At 40.6% G+C, this 25,490-nt stretch carries 27 protein-coding genes; 20 read left to right on the top strand and 7 right to left on the bottom strand.

The genetic code is table 11. The features are described from left to right. Positions 1 to 240: transposase domain-containing protein (locus T489_RS13680; RefSeq protein WP_051621941.1), on the top strand; the 240-nt coding region annotated here is incomplete at its 5' end. A 104-nt stretch (positions 241 to 344) separates the two neighbouring features. Here the strand turns inward: T489_RS13680 and ribA are convergent. Together ribA and T489_RS0108785 are read right to left on the bottom strand one after the other, a co-directional pair. Continuing rightward, complete coding sequence (gene ribA / locus T489_RS0108790; protein ID WP_084155480.1) at positions 345 to 983, bottom strand: GTP cyclohydrolase II; 639 nt, start codon at positions 981 to 983, stop codon at positions 345 to 347. Between the two features lie 12 nt (positions 984 to 995). Continuing rightward, on the bottom strand, positions 996 to 2,192 hold the full coding sequence (locus T489_RS0108785; protein WP_157608166.1) for a hypothetical protein: 1,197 nt from the start codon (positions 2,190 to 2,192) through the stop codon (positions 996 to 998). A 716-nt stretch (positions 2,193 to 2,908) separates the two neighbouring features. On the opposite strand from T489_RS0108785, the gene T489_RS0108780 reads away from it, so the two are divergent. Then, positions 2,909 to 3,322 carry a DUF440 family protein gene (locus T489_RS0108780; RefSeq protein WP_031579681.1) on the top strand — a complete coding sequence of 138 codons (414 nt, stop codon included), beginning with the start codon at positions 2,909 to 2,911 and terminating at the stop codon, positions 3,320 to 3,322. Positions 3,323 to 3,403: 81 nt separating this feature from the next. Here T489_RS0108780 and T489_RS0108775 read toward each other — a convergent pair whose 3' ends face one another. Next, the gene (locus tag T489_RS0108775) at positions 3,404 to 3,967 is read right to left on the bottom strand and encodes a L,D-transpeptidase family protein (RefSeq protein WP_232218302.1); all 564 of its coding nucleotides are present in this window, start codon (positions 3,965 to 3,967) and stop codon (positions 3,404 to 3,406) included. 533 nt (positions 3,968 to 4,500) lie between these two features. On the opposite strand from T489_RS0108775, the gene parC reads away from it, so the two are divergent. The 4 genes from parC (at position 4,501) to T489_RS0108755 (ending at position 8,572) form a co-directional block, all read left to right on the top strand. Then, positions 4,501 to 6,807 carry a DNA topoisomerase IV subunit A gene (gene parC, locus T489_RS0108770; RefSeq protein WP_031579678.1) on the top strand — a complete coding sequence of 769 codons (2,307 nt, stop codon included), beginning with the start codon at positions 4,501 to 4,503 and terminating at the stop codon, positions 6,805 to 6,807. Between the two features lie 22 nt (positions 6,808 to 6,829). Then, a complete protein-coding gene (locus T489_RS0108765) occupies positions 6,830 to 7,618 on the top strand; it encodes a 1-acylglycerol-3-phosphate O-acyltransferase (protein ID WP_051621939.1) in 789 nt (262 codons plus the stop codon). Between the two features lie 68 nt (positions 7,619 to 7,686). Beyond that, positions 7,687 to 8,262 (top strand): YggT family protein, encoded by a 576-nt coding sequence (locus T489_RS14375; RefSeq protein ID WP_051621937.1) that lies wholly within the window; start codon positions 7,687 to 7,689, stop codon positions 8,260 to 8,262. A gap of 10 nt (positions 8,263 to 8,272) precedes the next feature. Next, positions 8,273 to 8,572, top strand: coding sequence for a DUF167 domain-containing protein (locus tag T489_RS0108755; protein ID WP_031579675.1), 300 nt, complete (start codon positions 8,273 to 8,275; stop codon positions 8,570 to 8,572). A gap of 74 nt (positions 8,573 to 8,646) precedes the next feature. Here T489_RS0108755 and proC read toward each other — a convergent pair whose 3' ends face one another. Continuing rightward, a complete protein-coding gene (gene proC, locus T489_RS0108750; protein ID WP_031579674.1) occupies positions 8,647 to 9,471 on the bottom strand; it encodes a pyrroline-5-carboxylate reductase in 825 nt (274 codons plus the stop codon). A gap of 107 nt (positions 9,472 to 9,578) precedes the next feature. Beyond that, on the bottom strand, positions 9,579 to 10,295 hold the full coding sequence (locus T489_RS0108745) for a YggS family pyridoxal phosphate-dependent enzyme (protein ID WP_031579673.1): 717 nt from the start codon (positions 10,293 to 10,295) through the stop codon (positions 9,579 to 9,581). A gap of 105 nt (positions 10,296 to 10,400) precedes the next feature. On the opposite strand from T489_RS0108745, the gene T489_RS0108740 reads away from it, so the two are divergent. The 5 genes from T489_RS0108740 to T489_RS0108720 all read left to right on the top strand — a co-directional run bounded on the left by T489_RS0108740 (position 10,401) and on the right by T489_RS0108720 (position 14,819). Further along, positions 10,401 to 11,474 carry a type IV pilus twitching motility protein PilT gene (locus tag T489_RS0108740; RefSeq protein ID WP_031579671.1) on the top strand — a complete coding sequence of 358 codons (1,074 nt, stop codon included), beginning with the start codon at positions 10,401 to 10,403 and terminating at the stop codon, positions 11,472 to 11,474. Between the two features lie 14 nt (positions 11,475 to 11,488). Next, positions 11,489 to 12,613 (top strand): PilT/PilU family type 4a pilus ATPase, encoded by a 1,125-nt coding sequence (locus T489_RS0108735; protein ID WP_051621936.1) that lies wholly within the window; start codon positions 11,489 to 11,491, stop codon positions 12,611 to 12,613. A gap of 181 nt (positions 12,614 to 12,794) precedes the next feature. Beyond that, positions 12,795 to 12,977 (top strand): 4Fe-4S binding protein, encoded by a 183-nt coding sequence (locus T489_RS0108730; protein WP_031579669.1) that lies wholly within the window; start codon positions 12,795 to 12,797, stop codon positions 12,975 to 12,977. Between the two features lie 112 nt (positions 12,978 to 13,089). After that, positions 13,090 to 14,055 (top strand): FecCD family ABC transporter permease, encoded by a 966-nt coding sequence (locus T489_RS0108725; RefSeq protein ID WP_051621934.1) that lies wholly within the window; start codon positions 13,090 to 13,092, stop codon positions 14,053 to 14,055. Positions 14,056 to 14,060: 5 nt separating this feature from the next. Then, entirely contained in the window at positions 14,061 to 14,819 is a 759-nt protein-coding gene (locus T489_RS0108720) for an ABC transporter ATP-binding protein (RefSeq protein WP_051621932.1), read from the top strand. A 99-nt stretch (positions 14,820 to 14,918) separates the two neighbouring features. Here the strand turns inward: T489_RS0108720 and nadB are convergent, their stop codons facing one another. Then, positions 14,919 to 16,544, bottom strand: a complete 1,626-nt coding sequence (gene nadB / locus T489_RS0108715; RefSeq protein ID WP_031579666.1) for an L-aspartate oxidase — start codon at positions 16,542 to 16,544, stop codon at positions 14,919 to 14,921. A 418-nt stretch (positions 16,545 to 16,962) separates the two neighbouring features. Between nadB and rpoE the strand changes: the two genes are divergently transcribed. The 9 genes from rpoE to recO all read left to right on the top strand — a co-directional run bounded on the left by rpoE (position 16,963) and on the right by recO (position 25,124). Further along, a complete protein-coding gene (rpoE, locus tag T489_RS0108710; RefSeq protein WP_031579665.1) occupies positions 16,963 to 17,547 on the top strand; it encodes an RNA polymerase sigma factor RpoE in 585 nt (194 codons plus the stop codon). Between the two features lie 9 nt (positions 17,548 to 17,556). Next, a complete protein-coding gene (locus T489_RS0108705; RefSeq protein WP_031579664.1) occupies positions 17,557 to 18,246 on the top strand; it encodes an RseA family anti-sigma factor in 690 nt (229 codons plus the stop codon). A 3-nt stretch (positions 18,247 to 18,249) separates the two neighbouring features. Continuing rightward, positions 18,250 to 19,278 (top strand): MucB/RseB C-terminal domain-containing protein, encoded by a 1,029-nt coding sequence (locus T489_RS0108700; RefSeq protein ID WP_157608163.1) that lies wholly within the window; start codon positions 18,250 to 18,252, stop codon positions 19,276 to 19,278. Next, a complete protein-coding gene (locus T489_RS0108695) occupies positions 19,278 to 19,781 on the top strand; it encodes a SoxR reducing system RseC family protein (RefSeq protein ID WP_031579661.1) in 504 nt (167 codons plus the stop codon). Before T489_RS0108700 ends, T489_RS0108695 begins: the two co-directional genes overlap by 1 nt. Positions 19,782 to 19,961: 180 nt before the next feature. Continuing rightward, positions 19,962 to 21,761, top strand: coding sequence for a translation elongation factor 4 (gene lepA / locus T489_RS0108690; RefSeq protein ID WP_031579660.1), 1,800 nt, complete (start codon positions 19,962 to 19,964; stop codon positions 21,759 to 21,761). A gap of 12 nt (positions 21,762 to 21,773) precedes the next feature. Continuing rightward, positions 21,774 to 22,655: a signal peptidase I gene (lepB, locus tag T489_RS0108685; RefSeq protein ID WP_031579659.1), complete on the top strand. Its 882-nt coding sequence runs from the start codon at positions 21,774 to 21,776 to the stop codon at positions 22,653 to 22,655. A 1-nt stretch (position 22,656) separates the two neighbouring features. Continuing rightward, positions 22,657 to 23,373, top strand: a complete 717-nt coding sequence (gene rnc, locus T489_RS0108680; RefSeq protein ID WP_051621930.1) for a ribonuclease III — start codon at positions 22,657 to 22,659, stop codon at positions 23,371 to 23,373. 4 nt (positions 23,374 to 23,377) lie between these two features. After that, positions 23,378 to 24,313 carry a GTPase Era gene (era, locus tag T489_RS0108675; RefSeq protein ID WP_232218301.1) on the top strand — a complete coding sequence of 312 codons (936 nt, stop codon included), beginning with the start codon at positions 23,378 to 23,380 and terminating at the stop codon, positions 24,311 to 24,313. A 49-nt stretch (positions 24,314 to 24,362) separates the two neighbouring features. Then, positions 24,363 to 25,124: a DNA repair protein RecO gene (recO, locus tag T489_RS0108670; RefSeq protein ID WP_177178474.1), complete on the top strand. Its 762-nt coding sequence runs from the start codon at positions 24,363 to 24,365 to the stop codon at positions 25,122 to 25,124. Positions 25,125 to 25,181: 57 nt separating this feature from the next. Here the strand turns inward: recO and T489_RS15225 are convergent. After that, a partial coding sequence (locus T489_RS15225; RefSeq protein WP_031579655.1) for a hypothetical protein occupies positions 25,182 to 25,490 on the bottom strand: 309 nt, incomplete at its 5' end.

Genomic DNA, 25,490 nt, shown 5'->3' with positions numbered 1-25,490 from the left:
ACGGAGAACGGAGCCGATGTCAGTGCCGGATACTACACCATCATCCAGACAGCGATAGCCAACGGTCTGGCTCCGTACAAATATCTTGAATGGTTTCTTACGGAAATCAGTTCGGTAAGACCAAAGAACGTACTCAGCAACATGAGTCATCTTCTGCCGTGGTCAGACAAGGTTCCCGCAGACTGCAGGTCAAATAATCTGGAAGACCTGCGTAAGGCTGAAACAGCTTCCGAGGACTAAACCTTTACAATATCAAAAACTCACTGTGGTAGTAGCACAGTGAGCTTCAATTTTAAATAACCCTATTTGCTTACACGCATACGATCTATGAGCTGGTTTTATATTTAATGATTGCCGTGAGTCAGCCAGTGCCCCATACGATCTTCTTTAGTATCCAAATAGTTTTCATTATATTTATTGCGTCCTACTTCTATTGCCACGCGTTCAACAACGTTAATGTTGTATTTCTTCATTTCGGCAACTTTAAGTGGATTATTAGTCATTAGTTTAATTGACTTAACTTTCAGATAGTTAAACATTTCTGCACAAATTTCGTAGTGCCTTGCATCAGCGGGGAAGCCTAAATGAAGATTGGCATCTACAGTATCCATCCCATTATCCTGTAAATGATAGGCTTTTATTTTATTGAACAGTCCGATACCTCGTCCTTCCTGTCTAACGTATAACAGAACACCTCTTTTTTCTTTTGCGATCTGTTTCATTGCGGCTTCCAGCTGAAAACCACAGTCGCATTTTAAACTGAACATGGTGTCACCTGTAAGGCATTCTGAGTGAATACGTGCCAATACAGGGGCGTCAGTTGTTATATCTCCCATATATACAGCTGCGTGTTCCTTGTTCTGTTCATCTTTAAATGCAATTATGTTGAAAATACCAAAAGGTGTAGGCAATTTGGCACTTTCAGTTACATCGGTAATATGATATCCGGTCTGTTCCTTAATGGATTTGTTGTCTTCAGTCATGAGTACTTCTTTTTATTTGTGTTCTAAAAATGTTTGAATTTTACTGTGGAGTTTACTTTGTTCCAACAATTCAGATCTGTTTTCATCTGTTAAATTAGGATTTGTTGAATAAATTTTCTCCAATTTTGATAATATACCATAAAGTTCAGGGGTGATACTGTAACGTTCTCTATCTCTGAGGTTCTCAATACTTTCCTGAAATAAGGCAGGAATTCTCAGGTCATAAACGTTTTCAGCCGTTTTAACCATGTTGAATTCTGTATATTCTGTCTGTCTAACCATATGATTGAACAAAAGCAGAGTTCTGTGCTCATTAGTGATCTCAGAATTGTTGATATCTTTATTAATATATGGAAGTGAGATTATACCTGTTGTGACAAATGTTATGCTGAGTGAGGGGATAATTATTGCCAGCTGACCAACGAGGAAATTTGATTTTGTCTGATAGAACATTGTTCTTTCTTCGTAATTAGAATCAAATGCCCAACAGTAGGAAGCCAGAAGAAACAGAATGATAAAAGAATTATCAAATATGTTCGTTTGAGTATTAAGTACTATTATTGGAACTATGGTACAGAAATTACTGATTGTATAAGCATTTTTCTTTGAGTATTTGAAATAAACGTGATACAGAAAAAGAAATGCTGAGATAATGCCCAAGACTCCTATGATGCCGGCTTCGATGACAATTCTTGTCATTGAGCTTATATCGTTTTCAAATGGTACGTCGACGTCATTATTCACAATGTAGTGCAGAATAGTACTATTGGCAGTTTCATAACCGGTTCCGATAAGAAGGTTTGGACGGATAACTTTTGCGTAAATATCCGTGGAGTATGAGGAAAGGTTGTATGATCCATAGAGATCATATGTTGAAAATGCTATGAAGCCTGACAATAGGGTGGTAAGCAGAAGGATAAAACCCGCAAATGTATTATTTTTGCTTTTTAACGCACAGATTCCTGATATTAGAGTAACAATAACAGTGGTGCATATAATAACTAATGATTTGCAGATTGCGAGTTCAAGAATAACAAGTGCGGCCAGAAAAACTGAAAGAATGGTGCTAAGGTTCTTTAATTTTGGAGTTTCGTAGTCAGAGGCTGTAATGAACAGAAGTGCGGTGATTCCCCAAATTATGCTTGTCTGATGATTTGCAACTATGGAGACTGAATCGCATATATCTGCATTAAAATGCGTAAGCAGCATTTCAATGATGGCACCTACAGGTATCAGTATAAGAAGTAATTTTTTCAGTTCGACAATTTTATATAGCTGATAAAAAGCGAAGAATGTAAGAGAGAAAAATAAGGCTCCAATGACAGGGGCGAACGTGTCATTGCTATTTGTTATAAAATGATAGACAGCAGGAATTATAAATAAAATACTGATTAATGACAGTGTTTTATATGATGAATTGATGGTAATTTCCTTCCTGGCAGAGACACTCCAAAATCCTAAAGCAATGATTCCGGAAACAAATGCTAGAGTGATGAGGTTGTTTGAATTGCCAAAACTGATAGCTGATGTCGGTCCGTCGAGAACAAGGATATGTGAGAAAAAAAGAAAATATGAAGACAGTATAACGATTAACAGGAAATTGATTACTTTCTTTTGCATTTTATTTTATCCGTGTAAGCCTTTTGAGTTAAATTTTTATTATACACAGCCAAAAGACTATGCATTTTGGCTTGTTATCATGTAACAGACCTCAATCTGCAGTTGTTTTTCAAATTTATATAGTTAATAATTTATTTGTCCGTGGATAACGTACAATTTTATCACAATATAGTCATTATTTCGACTAATGCTCGATATTGAATGAGTTTGGATGATCGGTATACCTGCTGGACATCAGAGTTATACCGCCCCCTCTTTTTTTAGTTGTCAATGAAAAGGATAGCCCTTTTAAATTAAGGTTTTGTATGGAAAACAATGAAGTATATGAATTAGATGACGTTACGGTTGATAGACTTGTGTCTGAGGCTTTTAATATTATTCAGGAGTCCATTCAGATTGATCTGGAAAATGGCAATATTACTGAAAAGGATATCAATGAATTTAATCAGGCAGTTGAGAATGACTCAATATATCAGGGAATTATCAGACCTCCAATGTACAGTTGGAGCGATATGGATGATACTCTTGAGGATATTTTGAATGATGAACTAGAAGCGTATAATTACGCTGAGGTATACATTGCCAGACCTGCGGAGAATGAAAACGAAATTGAGCATGTTTTTGCCGTAGTTCTTCTGAAAATCAACAATACCGATGATGAGCAGAAATTTGCCTGTCTAAAGTGGAATCCTGAAGGTTATGCTGAAATGCTGGTATAGAAAAATTTAAAACGGCTTTGTTTTTCACGAAGCCGTGGTTGAATTTATGGCTGTTATGCTTATGACATGCTAACAGTTATTCTATGGCTGTATTTCGATGACTGTTCCAGGGGAGACCAGTTCAAGAAATTCATCCATGTCATCATTGAGCAATGCGATACATCCGTTTGTCCAGTTTGATGCCTGGAGCCCAGGAGTAGGATTGTCTTTAATGTATGGCTGACCGTGAACCATTATCATTCCGCCAGGTTTTTTACCGAATGATTTTGCATACTGGATATCATTTTTATTGGGATATGAAATATGGAATGATTTATGAAATCTTGAGTTTTGATTCACGTAGTCAAGAATATACGTACCCTCGGGAGTTTTCTTGTCTCCTTCAAAGTGTTTGTGTCCTTTAGGATTTTCTCCTAAAGCAATAAAATAGGTTTTTATGATTTTGCCTTTACGATACAAAAAAAGGCGATATTTTGACTTTTTCACTACAACCTTATCCACTGAATCCCCATGGAATATAAATTGTGAATAAGGTATTTTTGTGGTTTTAAGCTTGGTGTAGTCGGTTCGTTCGTCATATTCCGGTGCTTCAAGAATGGCTTCAATAAAAACAGAGAATGGAAGGTTTGTTCCTGCAGTTTCCACATTTTCTGCCTGAGCGTTATGATTTGAGAAAAAAATAATCAAAAAAGCTATAGTGCTACAGTAAAATTTTAAGGCTTTCATTTTTATCATTATCTGGCTGACTGTTTAGCATTGAATCCGGTGCCTAATTATAGTCTTTTTTTCTCTGTTTTTAATGAAATTTTATGAATTTATAAGGGATTGGTTCTGTAATAAGGTGTATCTGTTAATAGAGAATAATCGCTCTTCTTAGAGTATAATATGCAAGTTTACCGATAATTATGCAGAAAACTGCCGTTAAGATATTGGATGGGCCGTTTCATAGTATATGTTCAGTCAGTAAAGTAATTCCGGTTAATGGAAGATTACAGTCGTTACCATGATTGTAATAGAAAGGTGTCTGATTGTTTTTGTCTTTGCGACATACAGGATGTGTGATGAGGTTTTGCCTTAATTACTGAAGTAACTGATGACTGTTTAAATGGTTTTATGGCTGGAAACACGACTTGTTGTAAAGCCTGTAATGAAGTGTGGTTCAAAAGGGATTATATGATATGGATGAGAAAAAAATGAGTTACGAGGGAGTAGAACTGCTCCCGCTGGAAAATTTTACTGAATCAGCATATCTGAATTATGCCATGGCTGTCATCAGGGATCGTGCATTGCCTCATATAACCGACGGCTTAAAGCCGGTTCAGAGACGTATCATTTATGCTATGAATCGTTTAGGACTCAGTGCCACATCAAAATTTATGAAATCTGCCAGAACAGTGGGTGATGTTATGGGTAAATACCATCCGCACGGAGATTCTTCATGTTATGGCGCGATGGTTCTTATGGCTCAGGACTTTTCATACAGATATCCACTGGTTGACGGACAGGGAAACTGGGGACATCCGGATACTCCGAATTCCTTTGCCGCCATGCGTTATACTGAATCAAGACTTTCAAAATTTTCCGAAGTTCTGCTGTCCGAATTAGGTTCCGGCTGCACGGAATATGTACCTAATTTTGATGGCTCAATTCAGGAGCCTAAATATCTGCCTGCCAGACTTCCTCATATTCTGCTTAATGGTACGTCCGGCATAGCTGTCGGTATGGCCACCAATATACCTCCTCATAATGCAGTAGAGGTGGCTAACGCATGCGTCCACATGCTGGAAAATCCTAAGGCCACAGTGGACGATCTTATGCAGTTTATAAAGGGACCTGACTATCCTACTGAAGCAGAAATAATCTCCACTCCCGCAGAAATCAAAAAGCTATACGAAACAGGTAAAGGCACGATCAGAATGCGTGCCGTTTACAAGGTTGAAAAAGGGGAAATAATCATTACTGCACTCCCTTATCAGACGAGAGGGGCTGAGATTGTTTTGAAAATTGCTGAACTGATGAATGCCAAAAAGCTTCCTATGCTCAGCAATATACGTGATGAAACATCAGATACCTGCAGAATTGTTCTGGTTCCAAAGTCCAACAGGGTGGATGTGGATAAGATGATGTCTCATCTTTTTGCCTTGCCGAAACTGGATTTGGAAAAAACCTATGCCATTAACATCAATATTCTTGGACTTGATGGTAATCCGGTGGTGAAATCTCTTCCTCAGATTTTAACTGAATGGCTTAAATTCCGTTGCGATACCGTAAATCGCCGTATAACAACAAAGTTGGATAAGATAAATGCAAGACTTCATCTGATTGACGGGTTGTTTATAGCTTTCTTAAATCTTGACGAAGTAATTCGTATCATCAGAGAAGAAGAAAAGCCTAAGCAGGTACTGATGGAAAAATTCAAACTCTCAGATCAGCAGGCTGAATATATTCTTGAAACCAAACTCCGTCAGATTGCCCGTATTTCAGAAATGGCATTAACTTCTGAAAAGAATGATCTTGAAAAGCAGAAGAGTGAACTTAACGCACTGCTGGATTCACCAACCAAATTCAAAAATCTGGTTAAGAAGGAATTGAAAGCCACGGCAGATGAATATGGTGACGAGCGCAGAAGTCCAATAGTGGAGAGAGAAGTCGCTCAGGTTATATCTGAGAGAGACCTGACTCCGGCAGAACCTGTAACAGTTGTTCTGTCTAAGATGGGATGGGTAAGGGCAGCAAAAGGGTATTTGGAAAATCCGGAAACTCTGTCATACAAACAGGGGGATGAATATTTGGATTCCGTATTCTGCAAATCCAATATGCCGGCTGTTTTTCTGTCTAGTAAGGGAAAGGCCTACACTCTTGATGTCAGTTCAATGCCTTCAGCCAGAGGTCAGGGGGAACCGCTGACAAGTAAATTGGGCCTTGAGGCTGGGGAAATTGTGGAAACTGTAATAAGTTCAGCTGAAGACGATTATTATCTGATAGGAACTGATGCGGGGTATGGTTTTGTCTGCACATTTGCTGATATGCTCAGCTATACCATGAATGGCAAGAGTTTTATCAATCTTACCGAAAATGCAAAAGTACTCAAGCCGGTGCGCATAGACAACCTTGAAAATTCATTATGTCTCATTGTGTCAAATATCGGCAAAATGCTCGTGTTTAAGGTTAGTGAACTTCCTCGACTGTCTAAAGGTAAGGGTAACAGAATGATAAACATTCCTACAGACAGAGCTCAGAACAGGGAAGAGTACGTAGTCGACTATACAGTACTGACGCCAAATGACTCTGCTGTTATATATGCTGGCAAACGTCATTTGACGGTTACTCCATCTGAAATAGATACGTATCAGAATACTCGAGGTCGCAGAGGTATTACTCTTCCAAGAGGACTGCAGAAAGTAAGTTACATTGAGAAGGTGCAGTCTAAAACAGAGGTCGAGAGTGAGCCTGAGAAAACACAGGATACCGAAAAGGAATTTTAATTTTTAAATACAGGAAAAAAAGATGATATTAGTATTTCGTGTTATTTTGCTAATTATACTTGCACTTTTATGGCTGATTTTCGGTCTGACGGTATGTATATTCAGACCGTTTCATAAGGGAAATATCTACTGCCTGACTCAGATGTTAAGATGCGGAAGATGGGCAATTGGTATCAAGGTAGATAGCAGAATAGATCCTAAGGCTATAAGAGAAAACATGCCTGCTGTTCTGGTAGGCAATCATCAGTATAACTGGGATATTATTGTAATGGCTGATATTCCTCAGCCAGGAACAGCCTGTATAGGTAAGAAGAGCTTGATGTGGGCTCCTATTTTCGGACTGCTGTTTTTCCTTACAGGTAATATCTTTATTGAAAGAGACAAGTCCTCAAAGGCAGGTAATGAAATTCTGAAGATTGTTGATATCATTAAAAGAAAGAAAAAATCGATCTGGATTTTCCCTGAAGGTCACAGATCAAAGGGTAAGGGCGTTCAGCCGTTTAAAAATGGGGCTGTGAATATTGCTAATCAGGCAGGAATAAAGATTCTTCCTTTCGCGATTTCTTCTTATAAGATAGATTTAAACAGATGGGATAACGGTACTGTAATAGTAAGTGCCTTACCTCCGGTATCTGTTGATAATCTTGATAGAAAAGGCCTTAAAATGGCTACCCGTCAGCTTCGTGAATCCATCAGTGCGAGTATAGCTGAAATGGACAGGGAAAATGGCTTTAAGTGTGATGTTTCCGATGAGCCGGAAAGTATAGCAGCTGAAAAAGAAAATGAAGCCGAGTCTTCAGAAAATAAATAAGCTTTCGTGAATGTACGCAAGACCTGTCGTGATATCATACATGACAGGTGAAATTTATAAGGAAAATTATGCTTACTCTACTGTTCAACTTTCCTGTTCAATTTCTGATGTATATTCCAGGAATGATTTTTTTTCTACGTTTTCTTATGCAGTATGCAAGGTGTGATTTTTATCATCCGGTAAGCCAGTTTGTCTATAAGGTTACAGCTCCATTTTTAAAGGTGTTCCGGAATCTCTGTTTCGATAATATCAATGTTGCTGCCCTGCTGAACATGGTTCTGATTCCCTTTATAATTTTCACTTTATTTTCTTTGCAGGGAGTTCAGGACGGATTCTCCTCCGTTTCATTAAAGGATTTTGCTGTACTGTTTGCAATAAACATTGTATTTGTTGTATGGACAGTTATAGAAATATTGCTTATTCTGCTGATTGTTACGGCTGTTCTCAGCTGGATTCCTTCAGCAAGAGGAATCAATATTTACCTTCTGACTCTGTTAAAGCCTGTTACGGGATTTTTTGATAAATACATTCCAAGTATAGGGTATATTTCACTGTCTTTTCTGGTTGTGTTTTTACTTCTGCAGTTCATTGATAGTACGATAATGCCGAGATTTTTGTTTTTCGTTATAGGTTTGGCAAAATAGGAGCTGGTAAGTGGAGCCTCTTGTTGTAAAAGACGGAAGAATAATAATTAACGTTACCGTTGTGCCCAAATCCAGCAGAGATTCAATTGTTGGAATTCTGGGGGATACTGTAAAGGTAGCGGTGACTGCGCCTCCCGTTGATGGAAAAGCCAACGCCTATGTCTGCAAATTCCTTGCAGGTGAGTTTAAAACCGCAAAAAGCAATGTATCTATCATGAAAGGTGAAACTAGTAAACATAAAACAATTGAAATCAAGGATTTCAGAAATGTCCCTGCTTTATTAAAGGTTTATGTGGATAAATCAGAGTAGTTTCTGACAGAAGGAATATGGAAAAGCATTCGGAAGATAAAAGAAGCCGAATGCTTTTTTTATATTATTTAGGATTAGAACTGCTTTGACATCTCTTCAGCTCTCTTTTTGCAGGCATCAAGAGCTCTGGAAACAATGTTATTCAGATTGCTTTCATTGAATACCTTCAAGGCTTCGTAAGTAGTACCGCCCTTTGATGTTACGGCCTCTCTTAATTGGGCAATGGATTTGTCCTGATTGTTGATAACCATCTGTGCAGAACCAAGAATAACCTGTTCCAGCATGGCTCTTGCGTCTTTTTCTGAAAAACCGTATTCTGCTGCCTTGTTCGCCATGCATTCAAGGAAAAGGAAGAAGTATGCAGGAGCGCTTCCTGAAAGGGATGTAATATTGTCGATACCTTCTTCTGAGTCAACCCATACTGTTTTGCCACAGCATCCCAAAAGATCTTCTGCAAATTTTTTATCTGCTTCAGATGCGCCGGCTGCAGGGAAAAGACCGGCCATGCCAAGGCCAATGAGGGCAGGAGTGTTCGGCATAACGCGAACAATACGGGTTAAGCCCGGAACAAGTTCAGCAATACGTCCGGTGGTTACGCCGGCCATAATTGATATCAGCAGCTTTTTGCTGAAGTCAATGCCTGATGAAGCAAACTGTGTGAGTACATCATGCATCATTTGAGGTTTAACAGCCATAACAACTATTTCGGCATTTTTAACCGCTTCCACATTGTCGGTTAAACCATTTATGCCGAAAGTCTGCTTCAGGGTATTAATTTCTTCTGCAAAAGGAGTAGAAACAGTTACTTTTTCCTTCGGATAACCTGCATTAAGGATTCCCTTAATCAGACTTTTACCCATATTCCCGCCACCAATAAATGTAATGTTCTGGTGCTGCATTTTGTATATTCCTTAGATAGATTGTTCTATCGGTAAATAGTTGAATAACATAACTCTTTATACATAAATATGATGAAATGATTACCATCCTTTCGGAGTTTCTGGGGTTAGGCACCAGCAGGTGAATTATGATATTCCCTGGCTCCAAAAATTGCCGTCCCAATGCGGATTTCAGTACTTCCGCATGCTATGGCTTCTTCCATATCTCCTGTCATTCCCATAGACAGAACGTCAATGTTCTGATCCAGAGCTTTCATTTCGTTGAATTTCTTCTGCAGTTTTTTAAACTGTGCGGTGATTTCGTCAGTCTCGGTGGTGTTTTCGGCAACTCCCATGAGTCCGATAAGTTTCAGGTTGTCAGTGGATCTGACGTATTCCGCAATTTCATCTATTTCTTCAAAGTTACATCCTGACTTTTGAGGTTCGCAGCTGATGTTGACCTGAATGAGAACTTTTAACGGAGAAAGTTCTTTCGGTCTCTGTTCGCTCAATCTTTTTGCAATTTTCAGGCGGTCTAAACTTTCGACAACATCAAAATTCTCTGCTATAATTTTGGTCTTGTTTGACTGTATCGGACCAATGAAATGCCAAACAATGTCTGAGTAGCCCAATGACCTGATTTCGTTGATTTTCAACTCTGCTTCCTTGGCATACGATTCCCCGAATGCTCTATGTCCTGCATTGTAAGCTTCAATTATTTGATCTACCGGTTTTGTTTTGCTTACTGCAAGTAGTTGAATATCTTTTGCTTTTCGGTGAGTCAGGTTCGCAAATTTGAGAATTAAATCTTGTACATTGATAAGGTTTTCTTGTATTGTACTCATAATAGTTTTATACTCAGACGTTAACATTGTATTAATAAATTAGATTATTAATATTAAATTATATTGCATTTGCATAGCACAAAGTCTTCAGAAGAGAGATTTCACATGGATATTTTAGATTTATTGCATTATGGTGTAAAGAATAATGCATCAGATTTACATCTGTCTGCCGGTGTGCCGCCAATGATTCGTGTTGATGGCGACATGCGTAAGCTTAAGGTTACTGATAACGCAACACTTGAAGTTACAGATATGCCTCCATTAGATGTGTCAACAATTCATAACCTTGTATACGATATTATGAATGACTTTCAGCGTAAGGAGTTCGAAGAGACTCTGGAATGTGACTTCTCTTTTGAAGTAAAAGGATTGGCACGTTTCCGTGTGAATGTATTCAATCAGAACCGCGGTATGGCTGTAGTATTCCGTACCATTCCTTCAAAGGTTCTTACTCTTGAAGAACTTCATTGCCCTGACGTATTTAAGAAGATCGCCAGTTATCCGAGAGGTCTGGTTCTCGTAACCGGTCCTACAGGTTCTGGTAAGTCAACAACTCTGGCTGCGATGGTGGACTATGTAAACGAAACTCAGCACAGCCATATTCTTACTATCGAAGATCCTATCGAATTCGTTCATCAGAACAAGAACTGTCTGGTAAACCAGCGTGAAGTTCACCGTGATACCCAGTCATTCAGTAATGCGTTGCGTTCAGCACTCCGTGAAGACCCTGATATCATTCTGGTAGGTGAATTGCGAGACCTTGAAACCATTCGTTTGGCACTGACTGCCGCAGAAACCGGTCACCTTGTATTCGGTACCCTGCACACAAACTCCGCAGCAAAGACCATCGACCGTATCATCGACGTGTTCCCTGGTGCAGAAAAGGATATGGTGCGTTCAATGCTGTCAGAATCTCTCAGAGCCGTAATTTCACAGACTCTGATGAAGAAGAACGGTGGTGGCCGAGTAGCTGCTCATGAAATTATGATTGGTATTCCTTCAATCAGAAACCTGATTCGTGAAGATAAGATTGCTCAGATGTACTCCATGATTCAGACCGGTGCTCAGCATGGTATGAAGACTTTGGATGCCGACCTTAAGTCTCTTGTTTCCAGAGGTATCATCAGCGTTGCGGAAGCAAGATCAAAGGCTAAGGATCCAAATTCCATTGTTGGTTAATTGAGGTAAGAATAATGGCACATAATCAACCTTTAAAAATAGACAGATATCTACAGTTCATGAATGAAAACAAGGCTTCTGACCTTTTCTTAACAGTTGACCTTGAACCTGCAGTTAAGCTTGACGGTCACCTTACACCTATTGAACCTGGCAAGCTGACTTATGATCAGGTACTTGAATTTGTGCAGGAAACTCTGATTGAACGTCCTGACTTACAGGAACAGTATGTTAACGAAAGGGAAGCAAACTTCGCTATATATCGTCCTGAACTCGGTCGTTACCGTGTAAGCTGTTTCTGGCAGCTTAATAATCCAGGTGTGGTATTCCGTCGAATCGTTGAAAGAATTCCGACAACCGAAGAACTTCATCTTCCTCCATCATTCACCAAGTGGGTAATGGAAGACCGTGGTCTGTTACTGTTCGTGGGTGCTACCGGTGCAGGTAAGTCAACAACTCAGGCTGCAATGATTGGTCACCGTAACATGAATTCTGACGGTCACATTCTTACTATCGAAGACCCTATCGAATATGTTCACCACCATCAGCGTTCTCTGATTACTCAGCGTGAAGTAGGTACAGATACCATAAGCTTTGATGCTGCACTTAAATCAGCACTGCGTCAGGCACCTGACGTAATTCTGATCGGTGAAATTCGTTCAAGAGAAACCATGGAATTCGCATTGAGCTTTGCAGAAACCGGTCATTTGGTATTGGCAACACTCCACGCTAACAACGCAAACCAGGCTATTGACCGTATTATGCACCTTGTTCCTGAAAGCAATCAGCGTCAGATGCTGTTTGACCTTTCAGTAAACCTGAAGGCTATTATCGCCCAGCAGCTTATTGAAACCACCACCGGCGGTCGTCGTGCTGCATTCGATATTCTGGTTAATACTCCTACAGTTTCCGACTGTCTGCAGAAAAATGAACTTTACAAGCTGAAGGAAATCATGCTCAAGTCTCCTGATGAAGGTATGACTACCTTCGATAAGAGTCTGTTTGAACTCTATCAGCAGGGTGTTATCAGTTATCATAATGCTCTCCACTTCGCCGATTCAGAAAACGAAGTTCGTCTGATGATTAAATTGGCTGAAGGTGTTAAGGGCTCTGACGAAATGTCAAATATTGTATTTGAATAGTAGTCGGATTTACTGATACATACAGTGAAATAAGAGAGGCATCCGTTTATAATGGGTGCCTCCGTTGTATCTGTAACTAAAAATGTATATTTACTTGATTTTTTCACAGTAAATAAATATATTTGGACAAGCTAGAACTGGATAATAAATAATAATAAATTGATTTGGTAGGAGAAGAACAATGTTTAAGATTGACGCTGAAAAGTGTACAGATTGTCAGAGCTGTGTGGAGGTATGTCCATGCGGTGCGATTCACGAAGATGAAAACAGTGAAACCTGTGTTATTGATTTTGAGCTCTGTGCTGAATGCGGGGCCTGTCAGGCTGAGTGCCCGTTTGAAGCAATTGAAGAAGTAGACGAATAATCAGTAATTTCATCTTCCCTTATAAAAATGTCGCATATTCACTGTGCGACATTTTTTTTGTTTCTGAATATGTAATATGATAGAGGTATGATGTTTATTTACCGGTTACCAAATGTACAAGTATTTCTCTCTAATTATTGTTTTCATCGTTGTATTTATTCTGTCTCTGAATTTCGGTGGCAGTGATTTGACCATTGTTGATGTGTGGAACAACAGTGAATTACAGGAAGTGTTCTGGGATATCAGACTTCCAAGAGTTCTCAATGCCGTTCTGATTGGATGCATGCTTTCCGTCTCGGGAGTTGCTTTTCAGGCTGTATTTCAGAACCCTCTGGTATCTCCTGATTTACTGGGGGCATCCAGCGGAGCTGCAATGGGAACTCTTCTTTTACTTATATGCGGTGTTACCGGTATCTGGCTTCCTGTGGGAGCATTATTCTCAGGAGGAGTCGTTACCGTAATCTGTGTAATGCTTGCCTGGCTGATAAACAGAAGAGGAAAATTCAATCAGCTTGTATTGATTTTAACTGGTATTCTGCTCTCATCCCTGATTGTATCATTTATTAATATCCTGCATTATTTTATGCCGGATGAGGGGACTCTTCTGGGAGTAACCAGTTTTCTCATGGGATCGCTCAATGGTTTAGGGTATCATGATCTGATGCTTCAGGGAATTTTTGGAATACCTGCCATTGTTATGCTGTTTGTTTTTGCATCCAGACTCAATCTGCTTGTTCTTCCAGTAGATATTCTTGAGATTCAGGGAATTAATACCAGAATTCTTTTTGTTTTCGTACTCCTGCTTGCGTCTATGGCTGCATGCACAACCGTGGCAATAGCCGGAATAATAGGGTGGGTATCTCTGATTATTCCCAATCTGGCAAGAATGTGGGTTGGTGGAGATCATCGTACATTGTTACCTTTCAGTGCTCTTATGGGGGCTGACTTTGTACTGGTGGCTGATCTTTTATCAAGAACAATTACTGAAGTGGAAATTCCCATCGGTATTCTCATAGGAATTATCGGTGCGCCTTTATTTTTGGTGATTATGGCCAAAAATATAAAGTGGGAGGCGTGATTCTAATGAATATTGCTGTTGAAAACATTCTTACTTTAAATAATGTCAGGGCTGATTTTACCATGCATTCCGGCCGAATATACGTGATTCTTGGGAGTAACGGATGCGGAAAAACCACCCTGTTAAAAACTGTAATAGGTCTTCTTCCATTGCGTGATGGACATGTTTTGGCTGATGGCCGGGATTTTTTCAAACTGTCACGAAGGGAGGTTAGCAGAATTTTTGCTTTTGTCCCTCAGTTCTTTAATGTTTCCCTGCCTCTTCCTGTCCTGGAGGTTGTGTCAATGGGGGCAGTAAATTCAGTGAACCCTTTTGTATCAGTAAAATCCCAATATACTGATGCTCTTAACATACTTGATGAATGCAGTATAGGTCATTTGGCTGATAGAATGATTACCCAGCTGAGCGGCGGAGAACTGGCAATGGTTAATCTGGCTAGAGCAGTAATGCAGAATTCTGAATTTATAATGCTTGATGAGGTTGATGCCAGTCTGGATTTAAAGAGGAAAAGGGATTATTACAATTTTATAAAAAAAATGGCGGTGGAGAAAGGTAAGGGAGTAGCAGTAATTACTCATTCACCTGATTTTTTGTTTTCCATAAGGGGAGATGATGAGGTACTGGCTGTTTCCCAGGATGGAAGATTTCATCATGAGAAAGTAAGGAATGTGACGGAGGAGTTTCTGAGCGGGATTTACGGAGTGCCATTGAAGTTTATCAGTAGTGACTCTGGCAAGGGGCTTACTCTTGGGGAAAATATCTGATTGCCATTCCATAATTAGAAATAACAAAAAAATTACCGGATTAATATCCGGTAATTTTTAACTTGTTACCTGTTTGGAAAAAACTTTTTCTCTGTATTCTTACTCATTGGTGTAAGGTGACAGAATAGTAGGTTTATAAACTTCAGGCTTGTTAGGATGATCCACGTTATAGTGCAGACCTACCGAATCTTTTCTCTTCATGGCGCAACGGACAATAAGTTCGGCAACTTGAAGAAGATTGCGTAATTCTAGCAGATTGCTGGAAACTCGGAAGTTTGAATAGAATTCATTTACTTCATCCTTGAGCAGTTTAATTCTGTGCATTGCTCGTTCCAGACGTTTATCGGTTCTTACGATGCCAACGTAGTCCCACATTGTCAGACGGAGTTCATGCCAGTTATGCTGGATGATAACTTCTTCATCCGCATCGGTAACCTGGCTTTCATCCCATGCAGGTATTGCAGGAGGATCGATTGCAAGAGGCAGTCTTCCCAAAATGTCCTTGGCAGCTGCCTGACCATAGACTACGCATTCAAGCAGGGAGTTTGAGGCGAGTCTGTTTGCTCCATGAAGACCTGTATAAGAAACCTCTCCAACAGCATAAAGACATTCAATATCAGTTCTGCCGCGACGGTCAACCATTACGCCACCGCAGGTAAAATGAGCTGCAGGAACGATAGGTATTGGTTCCTTGATCATGTCAATTCCTGCCTTAAGGCATCTTTCATAGATGGTAGGGAAATGTTTACGGATGAAATCAGGTGTCTTGTGGCTGATGTCAAGATACATGCATTCAACACCAAGCTTTTTCATTTCATGGTCAATCGCTCTGGCTACTATATCACGTGGAGCCAGTTCAGCTCTTTCATCGTAATCAGGCATGAATCTGGTGCCGTTAGGTCTTTTTAATAAGGCTCCTTCTCCCCTGAGAGCTTCTGTCAGAAGGAAGTTTCTGTCTTTCTGGTTATAGAGTGTGGTAGGGTGGAACTGATTGAATTCCATGTTTGCCACGCGACATCCGGCGCGCCAGGCGATTGCAATGCCGTCACCGGAGCTTACTTCAGGGTTGCATGTATACTGATATACCTTTGAAGCTCCTCCTGTGCAGAGTGCTACAAACTTCGCCTTTACGGTTTCAACCTTGCTGGTTTCAGTATTGAAAACATAAGCACCAACAACGCGGTTGCCTGCGAGTTCGAGTTTTCTTGTGGTAATAAGGTCAATTGCATTGTGATGATCAAGCAGAGTGATGTTAGGGTGTTCCAGAACTCTGTTGTTCAGAGTTTCCTGAATGGTATGACCTGTGTGGTCTGCTGCATGGAAAATTCTGCGGTGTGAATGTCCGCCTTCACGGTGAAGGTGATATGGGGATTGTTCATCGGAAACCGCTTCTTCCTTCTGATCGAACGGTACCCCCTGTTCAATCAGCCAGGCTATGCTGTCGTGCGCGTTGCGAAGAGTGAATTCCACAGCTTCAGGATCACAGAGTCCACCTCCCGCAATTTTGGTGTCTTCAATATGTTCTTCAACTGAATCGTTGTCATCAGCAGTGTTGAATACACCGGCAATACCGCCCTGGGCGTAGTTAGTTGAGCCGGCGCTTAAACCGGATTTTGATAATACTATGACCTTGGCTCTGGATGCCAGACAAAGTGCCAAAGAAAGACCTGCAGCGCCGCTGCCTATAACCAGGACGTCACAATTATGTTCCACGTTATTACTCATATTTGTATCTTCTCTCAGCCCGGGTTCATCTGACTTTATTACGCTGAAAGGATAAAAAGTCAGGAATCCAAGGTATGTACATTACGTATTGTTAACTGACGAATCATATTTTATCACACAATGGAAGGATATTTATTTTGGATTTACACCAGTTGGACATGTGTCGGCAGTTTGATTAAATATATTCGGAAGCAGCACGGAACCCGAAGACTGAAAGGTCGAATAGTATAGATTTATCTTTAGAAGTTAAGGTAGGGATAATATTTAAAAAAACTGATATTTGTATGTTAAAATGGGATCCCGAACGCAATTAATACTGTTGTTTGCCATTGGTGTAAACAACATATGAACTTTTGAGAAATACCTCTGTCTTACATTATGTGCATGATAGGGAGTAGTTACAGGAATAACTGTTTAAATGAGTGAACAAGAAGCTGATCTGCAGCTTGTAAGATTGGTACAGCAGGGAAAGAAGCAGGCATTCGATATGCTTGTAAAAAAATACCAGTATAAGGTGATTGGTATAGCCCAGAGATATGTATCTAATCCCGATGATGCACAGGATATCGCCCAGGAGGCCTTCATAAAGACCTACAGGGCATTGGCTGATTTCAGGGGAGAAAGCGCCTTTTATACCTGGTTGTACAGAATAACGGTTAATACAGCCATGAATTATGTTACAAGCAGCGCAAATAAAGTGAAATCGGTTGATGTGGATATGCCTGAAATAGAATCTTATGATGGTTCTGAAAGACTGCATGACATTGCAAATCCTGAAAACATCATGGAAGGTGAGGACGCAAAGCGTCTTATAAAGAAAGCGCTGGATTCTCTTTCTGATGATCTCAGGCAGGTTATATGTCTGAGGGAAATAGAAGAAATGTCCTATGAAGATATTGCAGTTGTCATGAATTGCCCTGTGGGAACCGTGAGATCCCGAATTTTCAGAGCCAGAGAAATAATTGATAAATATCTTTCTGAAAAAGCTGAAGTTAACGTCTGAGGTATTCTTATGAGCGTTATGGAAAACAAATTCGAATTACTTTCTGCGTATCTTGATGGAGAGTCTTTATCTGACGAACAGCTCCTTGAGCTGATGTCTGATGAAGAGTGTATGTCCAAATGGGAGGATTATACCCGTCAGAGAGCTGCAGTCAGAGATGAATTGCCTAATGGCATTAATATGGATGAATTCAGTTCCCGTATGTCCGAAAAGCTCAATGCGGAACCTCAGTATATCAGCATCAGACCTCATGATGACAGGCAGGTCGTCGGCGAGGCGGTTAATGACGAATTGCCTGAAGCTCAGCATAGCAGCGGCATGACCAATGACTTCTGGAGTTCTCTTGGCAGGATTGCAGTAGCCGCAGCGGTAGCCTGTGTATGTGTTTTCGGCGTACAGAGAATGCCTTTCGTTCACAATTCTGATTTTAACGATGATTCCGTGTTCAATTCCGGTATGAGTATTGAACCTGTAAGCAATACCGTGGTTTCCGGTGAGCAGAATCTGAAATTGGATATAGGGACTAATGAACAGCCTATGAACGGGGTTGAAGCGAACAACGTATTGGTGAGTGCTGACAGTAAGAACAGCGAACAGGTGGAAAAATACAAGACTAAGAAGCTTGAAGAAATGAACACCATAGAAGCGCTCCTTAATGATCACGACTCTGCCAGAAGAAATATAGTTCAGGACAGATAACAGGTGAGATTTAAAAAAGCAAGATTATTCATGGCAGTACTGTCTTTGGCGGTATTGCCTTTTTCTGATTTATGGGCAGATGACAGATTTAACCAGAATCTGAATGCCGAACGTCGTTTAAACGAGATGCAGCAGGCTTTCAGAAGCTCTAATTTTGAACTGTATTTTGTAAAACAGACCATGGCAGCTTCCGAGCCTGTTTCTTTTTCCCATGGCGTTATAGACGGTCGCCAGTACAGTCACTGGCTATATCTTAACGGAATGCCAATGGGGTATTTCTCGGCTGAGGGAATAATGGCTTATTTCAGAGCCGGAAGTCAGCCGGAAATCATAAATAACGGTAAACACCCTTTTTTGTTAGGCAGATTCAATACTGTTTCCACAGACAGAATTCTTAAGAATTATGTTCCAGTAGTTACCGGCAGACACAGAATTGCCGGAAGGGATGTCTTTATGGTTCGTCTGTCTCCTAAAAAGAATGACCGGTATGGTTATGTGCTGTATGTTGATGAAATAACCAATATTCTGCTTCAGATAGATGTTGTTAATCCTCTTGACGGTTCTCTGATGGAATCATACCTGGCAACTCATTTCATATATACTGAAAGTCCGAACAGAATTATTCAGAATATCAATGAAGCGTATCTAAAGGAATCAGCTCAGTCTTTTGAACAGTCAGGAACTGCGACAGAAGATGGTGTTGCCGTAACGGATAAAGATTCTGAACATAAGAACAGTTTGAACTGGGAACCTGCTTATATACCGAGCGGATTTGAAATGGTTCAGAGTGAAACATACCCAATGCCGGGATCAGAAACAGATGTTGAACATCTTTTGTTTACAGACGGAATAACCGATTTTTCCGTATACCGGATACATGCTCTTGAAGGCAGTGATTTTCCTGTGGTTAAACAGGGAACGACCAATCTTCTCAGATACAAAGCTCCTCCATATGAGATTGTGGTCGTGGGGGATATACTGATGGATACGGAAGATAAAATTGCCAAATCATACAGTGAAATCAAAAAATAATGACAAATACAAAAAACGCATATCTTGAACGTCTTGCCGTTGTTGTTTCCAAAAATGAGGGCAATAACACAGTGGTTTGCGAATACGGAGTTAACGGCCTTTGCGGAAGCTGTTCAGAAAAAACGGATAACTGTGCTCCAGAGATTTTTTCTTCAGAACAGAAAACAATGGTTTTTACTTTGAAAAATACCTGTAATGCAGAGTTAAGACAGATAGTCAGAGTTGGGGTTCCTGCAAAATCTCTTCTGCTGAGTTCGTTTATTTCCTATGCCGTGCCGTTGTTCTTCATGATTGCCTGTGCTGGTCTGACTTTCAGTTTCACTTCGGAAAATGCTCGGGCTGACGTATTTGCCGCGCTGGGGGCAGTTGCGGGGCTGGGCTTTGGTTTTTCTGTGTCAATGATTCTTGCCAAAATTCTGAAGAGAACAATCTGGAATCCGAGAATGCTCGGAGTGCTGCCTGTTAAACCGGAATGCAAGAACACAACAAAAGTAAAAAATTAGAGTATAATGCTGTATTGATTTAACTATAAAATAATAATTTCAGCTCCGGCGTTAAGTAATAAACGATTTTCTGACATGTTGTCGGATTTATTATCTGTGATTTATTCGGTTTTCTCAATAAAGACAGGAGCTGACAGACGCGGATTAATTTGGAAGAGATTACAGGCTCCCTAACGAAGAATGATAAAGAATAATATTAGAAACTTTTCAATTATTGCTCATATTGATCATGGTAAGTCCACCTTGTCAGATCGCCTTATTCAGCTTTGCGGCGGATTGACAGAAAGAGAAATGCAGGAACAGGTTCTGGACTCCATGGATATTGAACGTGAAAGAGGTATTACCATCAAGGCACGTTCCGTAACACTGAATTATAAGGCCAAAAACGGAGAAGTATACGAGCTGAATTTTATTGATACTCCCGGCCATGTGGACTTTTCCTATGAAGTGTCTCGTTCTCTTGCAGCATGTGAAGGTGCTCTTCTGGTTGTTGATGCAGGACAGGGTGTTGAAGCTCAGACACTGGCTAACTGCTATCAGGCAATAGATCTTAATCTGGAAGTACTGCCTGTACTGAATAAAATTGATTTGCCAGCCGCGGATCCTGATCGTGTGGCAGCGGAAATTGAAGACATCGTCGGTATTGATTCTTCCGATGCCGTAAGATGTTCTGCAAAGACAGGTGTCGGTGTTGATGAAATTCTTGAACAGATTGTTGAGAAAATTCCGGCTCCTGAAGGAGATCCTGACGGAAAGCTTGAGGCACTTATTATCGACTCATGGTTTGATGATTATCTCGGTGTTGTTTCTCTTGTCCGTATCAAGAACGGGCATCTGAAGAAGGGTGACAAGATAAAGGTCATGAGTACCGGAGTTTCATGGGGCGTTGACAGACTTGGTGTGTTTACTCCAAAGCTTGAAGATCGTACTGAACTTTGCTGCGGTGAGGTCGGCTGGGTAGTATGCGGTATTAAGACCATTCATGGCGCGCCTGTAGGTGATACCCTGACAAATGCCAAGGACGGTGCGCTTGAGCCGTTACCGGGGTTTAAGAAGGTAAAGCCTCAGGTTTATGCGGGCATGTTCCCTATTTCAACAGATGATTATGATGCATTCAGAGAAGCTCTGGATAAACTTTCCCTGAATGATGCTTCTCTTTTCTTCGAGCCTGAAAACTCAACAGCTCTCGGTTTCGGTTTCCGTTGCGGGTTTCTCGGAATGCTTCACATGGAAATCATTCAGGAAAGACTGGAAAGAGAATATAATCTGGATCTTATAACCACTGCTCCGACAGTAGTATATGAAATAGAACTTACCAATGGAGAGGTGATCAAAATAGACTCTCCTGCAGCTCTTCCTCCTGTAAGTAACATAGCTGAAATCAGAGAACCTATAGCTGAATGTAACATTCTTACTCCAAATGAGTACATAGGGAATGTAATGCAGCTCTGTCAGGAAAAACGCGGTATTCAGACCAACATGGTTTATCATGGAAATCAGGTTGCGTTAACCTATGAGATTCCAATGGCTGAAGTAGTGCTTGATTTCTTCGACAGATTAAAGTCAACTTCCCGCGGTTATGCTTCTCTGGATTACAGTTTCAAGAGATTCCAGCCAGCCAAGATGGTTAGACTTGATATTCTTATCAGTCAGGAAAGGGTAGATGCTCTGGCAATCATTACTCACAAGGACAATGCCGTAAGCAAGGGCAGACTCTTGGTGGAAAAAATGAAGGAACTGATACCGCGCCAAATGTTTGATATAGCCATTCAGGCTGCAATCGGCAGTCAGATTGTGGCCAGAAGTACGGTTAAGGCTTTACGCAAGGACGTTCTTGCAAAGTGCTATGGCGGTGATATTACCAGAAAGCGCAAACTTCTTGAAAAACAGAAAGAAGGTAAGAAGAGAATGAAAGCCTTGGGTAAAGTTCAGGTTCCTCAGGAAGCCTTCCTCGCAGTGTTGCAGGTCGGCAGTGAATAAGGGGTTTCAAGAGTGAATACTATTACTCTTATTTTATATGTAGCAACAGGTCTTACGGCGGTATTCTGGTTCCTGGACCTGCTTATTTTTAAACCAAAGCGTAAAATTGCTTTGAAACAGGCGGAAATTTCTCACAGTATTCCGTTAACCCATAAGGAAAAAGAGGCTATTATGAATTCAGATGGCCTGCTTAGTTCCATTGCAAGCTGTTTCCCGGTGCTTTTTGTTGTGCTGGTTGTTCGGTCTTTTGCCTATGAACCGTTCAGAATTCCTTCCGCATCAATGATGCCTACGCTTCTTCGCGGTGATTTCGTGATTGTCGAAAAATTCAGATACGGTCTGCGTAATCCGATAACCAATAATGTCTGGATTAATACTTCATCTCCGAAAAGAGGTGACATTGTTGTTTTTAAATATCCCGAAAAGCCTGAGATTGATTATATTAAACGTATAATCGGTCTTCCCGGTGATGCAATCATGTTTAAAGGCGGTGAACTTTTTATTAAGCCAAACGGAGAGTCTGAATATAAGCATATTACTTATGTTCAGGATCCTGACAGTCTTCAGGTGTGGAATAAAAGAAATCCTGAGCATCTGAGTGAATATGGTATGACCGGTACCGAAAATCTTCTTGGTTATGAGCATAAAATCATGCACGATAAAACATCCAGACCTCCGGAAATGTTTTTTGTTCAGGGAAACAGACCATATGGTGAATGGGTTGTACCTGAAGGACATTATTTCGCTATGGGTGACAACCGTGAAAATTCCCGTGACAGCCGCTTCTGGGGATTTGTGCCTGATAAGAATCTTGTTGGCAGGGCTGTTGGCATCTGGTTCAGCGGAACCATGGATGCCGGTATAAGAATCGATAGATTGGGAGGCCTGGAATAAATTGGCTAGTACAAAAGATCTTAAGGAAAGATATTTTAGACTTGAAAAATCACTGGGTTATGAATACAGGGAACTTGGTTTTTTGGAAAATGCTCTGACACATAGAAGTGCCGGTCTGATACATAATGAAAGAGTTGAGTTTCTCGGTGATTCAATTTTGGGTTTCGTGATTGCGGATAAACTGTTTGAACAGTTTCCGAATGTGCAGGAAGGTGATTTAACCAGAATGCGCTCCACTCTTGTCAAGGAATCAACTCTGGCGGAAATAGCCCGTGAGTTCAAGTTAAGTGATTACCTGATTATGGGCCCAGGAGAGCTGAAAAGCGGCGGTTATCGTCGTGATTCAGTACTGGCTGATGCTGTAGAATCCATTATTGCTTCCATATATCTTGACTGTGGTCGCAACATTGAAGTAATAAGAGCGTTAATCCTTACCTGGTTTGAAGGACGTCTGAAGGTTATTCATCCGGGAAATGATCAGAAAGATCCAAAGACACAGCTGCAGGAATTCCTGCAGGCAAGACATCAGCCTTTGCCTATTTATACAGTGACTGAGATAAGCGGTGAGGATCATGACCAGAGCTTTACGGTAAGGCTGACTTTTGAAAACAATCCTAATGAAGCGTATATCGGATATGGTACAAGCCGTCGTAAAGCCGAGCAGAATGCTGCCTCAAAAGCTTTACAGGTAATTTATTCAAAAAATACTAAGAGGTAATCCTTTGAATTCTGATTTTGATTTGGATGAAGTTGTTTCATCAGACACTCATTGCGGTTTTGTGGCTATTGTAGGCAGACCAAATGTAGGTAAGTCTACGCTGCTTAACAAGATACTGGGACAGAAGGTAAGTATTACTTCAAGAAAACCTCAGACAACCAGACATCGTATTGTCGGAATAGACACAGAAGGTTTATATCAGACCATTTATGTTGATACTCCGGGATTACACAAAGAAGAAAAGAGAGCGATCAACCGTTTAATGAACAGAGCAGCTGAAAGCTCTATTGGTGACGTGGAACTGATCTTTTTTGTAGTTGACTGTGCCCGCTGGAACCAGGATGACGAAATGGTTCTTGAAAGAGTCAAGCAGGTTAACATTCCGACAGTGCTTGTTATAAATAAGATTGATGCCGTTCAGAATAAGAATGAACTGCTTCCTGTAATGGAAAAGCTTTCAGGAAGACTTAATTTTAAGGATGTGATTCCTGTTTCAGCAAAACAGGGAACAAATGTGGAAACTTTAAAGGAACTGGCAAGAGAATCACTGCCTGCCTGTGAATTCTGTTTCCCTGACGATTATATAACTGACAGATCAAGTCGTTTTATGGCTGCCGAAATCATCCGTGAGAAGCTGATGCGTTATACCGGTGATGAACTTCCATACAGCGTGACTGTTGAAATTGAAGATTATAAGATTCAGCCAAACGGTACTGTTAAAATCAATGCACTCATTCTTGTTGAGCGAGAAGGCCAGAAGAAAATGATTATTGGTGCAGGTGGTGAAAAACTGAAGACTATCGGTACCGAAGCCAGAAAGGATCTTGAAAACATGCTGGAATCAAAGGTGTTCCTGCAGATGTGGGTCAAGGTTAAATCCGGCTGGGCTGATGATGAAAGAGCTCTGAGATCTCTTGGATATATGGATTTCATGGAATAAATCCATAGCGATTTAAGGTTTCTCAAGCCGGAAAACACGGATAGATAAATTGTATACAAGTAATCGAGGTCGTGAGACTGTATGCTTTGTGATAAGAGCTGTTCCCTATAAGGAGAGCTCTCTCATTATCGATGCGTTAAGCATGGATATGGGGCGCATTTCGTTTGTGGCCAAAGGGGCCAGAAATCTTAAGAGTAATTTAAAGTCAATGCTTCAGCTGTTTACTCCTCTGAAAGTAACATTGAGAGGCTTGAACAACGGTCTGAAGACACTGGTTGACTGCAGTCCGGCAGGCAAGCAGATAACATATCTGCCACCGACACTGTTTTCTGCTCTGTACGTCAATGAACTGGTATATTTCCTGTATCGTATTGAAGACGACAGCACGGGGGTGTTCTCGGCGTATGTTGAAGCTCTGGATAATATGCTGGATGAACGTCGTGTCGAGATGACTCTCAGAAATTTTGAGCTTACTCTGCTTGAAGAACTTGGTGTAGGCGTTGATTTCTACCATGAGGCTGACAGTGAACAATTAATCAGACCTCATACATGGTATTTCTACAGAATGCATCATGGTTTTGTTCCGGTAAGTCAGGAGATGATCAGCTCAAATATAAATATCGAGGATGTATATAGGGGAAGTGATCTGCTTGAAATACTGGAAAGACATTTTACTTCGTCTTCACTAAAGGCTGCCAAAAGAATATGTCGCAAGAATATTCAGTATTTACTTAACGGCAGAGAGATTATGAGTCGTAAGCTTTACATCGATTATCTTGAGTCCACTGACAGTCATCATTATGGAAAGTAGATAAAGGTTCTGTCTTTATTTGTAATGTTATATCCCTAACTCCGCAGATCATAGTTTCTAATTTTTGATTTGCTTCTTTGGGTAAGGTATGCCGAACAAGTCGAAGAGATCTCTGGTTTTTTTAGGGATCTCTTTTGTTATGTAAGTACCTCTTTCCGGTGCCTTTGTGGCCTGAAGCTTTTTAAGCTGTATCATTGCCTTTTCCAATGATTCTCCTGGAAGTACCTTTCCGTCCGCTTTATGTCCGGCAGCGCTAACGCACATCATCATCCTCAAGGCCTGAGCCAGTAGATGAATGAATATTTTTCCCTTATATGTTGAACCGGTGGCATAGAGGCGTTCTCCTCCGTTCAAAACCTTAAACTG

The organism is Ruminobacter sp. RM87 (assembly GCF_000701925.1).
In the GTDB taxonomy this organism is placed as follows: domain Bacteria; phylum Pseudomonadota; class Gammaproteobacteria; order Enterobacterales; family Succinivibrionaceae; genus Ruminobacter; species Ruminobacter amylophilus.
This window is presented reverse-complemented; position numbering and strand designations above follow the sequence as displayed.

Excerpts from the sequence above, each read along its gene's own strand:
- ribA (WP_084155480.1), bottom strand. The coding sequence starts at position 983 with ATGACTGAAGACAACAAATCCATTAAGGAACAGACCGGATATCATATT.
- T489_RS0108785 (WP_157608166.1), bottom strand. The coding sequence starts at position 2,192 with ATGCTGCTTACGCATTTTAATGCAGATATATGCGATTCAGTCTCCATA.
- T489_RS0108780 (WP_031579681.1), top strand. The coding sequence starts at position 2,909 with ATGGAAAACAATGAAGTATATGAATTAGATGACGTTACGGTTGATAGA.
- parC (WP_031579678.1), top strand. The coding sequence starts at position 4,501 with ATGGATGAGAAAAAAATGAGTTACGAGGGAGTAGAACTGCTCCCGCTG.
- T489_RS0108765 (WP_051621939.1), top strand. The coding sequence starts at position 6,830 with ATGATATTAGTATTTCGTGTTATTTTGCTAATTATACTTGCACTTTTA.
- T489_RS14375 (WP_051621937.1), top strand. The coding sequence starts at position 7,687 with ATGCTTACTCTACTGTTCAACTTTCCTGTTCAATTTCTGATGTATATT.
- proC (WP_031579674.1), bottom strand. The coding sequence starts at position 9,471 with ATGCAGCACCAGAACATTACATTTATTGGTGGCGGGAATATGGGTAAA.
- T489_RS0108745 (WP_031579673.1), bottom strand. The coding sequence starts at position 10,295 with ATGAGTACAATACAAGAAAACCTTATCAATGTACAAGATTTAATTCTC.
- T489_RS0108740 (WP_031579671.1), top strand. The coding sequence starts at position 10,401 with ATGGATATTTTAGATTTATTGCATTATGGTGTAAAGAATAATGCATCA.
- T489_RS0108735 (WP_051621936.1), top strand. The coding sequence starts at position 11,489 with ATGGCACATAATCAACCTTTAAAAATAGACAGATATCTACAGTTCATG.
- T489_RS0108730 (WP_031579669.1), top strand. The coding sequence starts at position 12,795 with ATGTTTAAGATTGACGCTGAAAAGTGTACAGATTGTCAGAGCTGTGTG.
- T489_RS0108725 (WP_051621934.1), top strand. The coding sequence starts at position 13,090 with ATGTACAAGTATTTCTCTCTAATTATTGTTTTCATCGTTGTATTTATT.
- T489_RS0108720 (WP_051621932.1), top strand. The coding sequence starts at position 14,061 with ATGAATATTGCTGTTGAAAACATTCTTACTTTAAATAATGTCAGGGCT.
- nadB (WP_031579666.1), bottom strand. The coding sequence starts at position 16,544 with ATGAGTAATAACGTGGAACATAATTGTGACGTCCTGGTTATAGGCAGC.
- rpoE (WP_031579665.1), top strand. The coding sequence starts at position 16,963 with ATGAGTGAACAAGAAGCTGATCTGCAGCTTGTAAGATTGGTACAGCAG.
- T489_RS0108705 (WP_031579664.1), top strand. The coding sequence starts at position 17,557 with ATGAGCGTTATGGAAAACAAATTCGAATTACTTTCTGCGTATCTTGAT.
- T489_RS0108695 (WP_031579661.1), top strand. The coding sequence starts at position 19,278 with ATGACAAATACAAAAAACGCATATCTTGAACGTCTTGCCGTTGTTGTT.
- lepA (WP_031579660.1), top strand. The coding sequence starts at position 19,962 with ATGATAAAGAATAATATTAGAAACTTTTCAATTATTGCTCATATTGAT.